Consider the following 743-nt stretch of genomic DNA (forward strand, 5'->3'; position numbering starts at 1 on the left):
TCGCCTCTGGCTGCCAAGGCATCCACCGTGTACGCTTATTCACTTGACTATATAACCCAAAACAGTCACTTCACTTTCCACTTCCAGACTTGCGCCTTTCCGCTTCAAACTCCATCACCGCCCAGGTCACTCATCGTGATAACGATTCACCATAAAGACACAAATGTCAGAGATAATATCTAACGCTTGCATTCTCATTGAATACTTGGACTTCTCATTTCCCAAATTGTTAAAGAGCTGGCCGAATCATAAAGATTCAGGCACCTGACTAAAAAGTCAGAAGCAAGCAAGACAATGCTTGATTCTGACTTCTTTGCGCTTCTACCAGTGCAGCAGTATTGGTGGAGCCTAGCGGGATCGAACCGCTGACCTCCTGCGTGCAAGGCAGGCGCTCTCCCAGCTGAGCTAAGGCCCCATTTACAATGCTGAAAATGGTAGGTCTGGGCAGATTTGAACTGCCGACCTCACCCTTATCAGGGGTGCGCTCTAACCAACTGAGCTACAGACCTATAAAAAGCGTCTACACCCTTTAATTACCAGACAAGCAAACGTGTGAGCCCTGAACAGGACGGAAATCTTTGTCGTTAAGGAGGTGATCCAGCCGCAGGTTCCCCTACGGCTACCTTGTTACGACTTCACCCCAGTCATGAACCACACCGTGGTGAACGTCCTCCCGAAGGTTAGACTATCCACTTCTGGTGCAATCCACTCCCATGGTGTGACGGGCGGTGTGTACAAGGCCC

2 tRNA genes and 1 rRNA gene are annotated in these 743 nt (G+C 49.7%); all 3 read right to left on the reverse strand.

The annotated features are described in order from the left end of the window. Positions 1-339 precede the first annotated feature (339 nt). Positions 340-415, reverse strand: a tRNA-Ala gene (locus A3730_RS20910). 17 nt (positions 416-432) lie between these two features. Further along, positions 433-509, reverse strand: a tRNA-Ile gene (locus A3730_RS20915). 76 nt (positions 510-585) lie between these two features. Beyond that, positions 586-743, reverse strand: a 16S ribosomal RNA gene (locus A3730_RS20920); the annotation flags it as partial.

The sequence above is a fragment of the Alcanivorax sp. HI0044 genome (genome assembly GCF_001634945.1).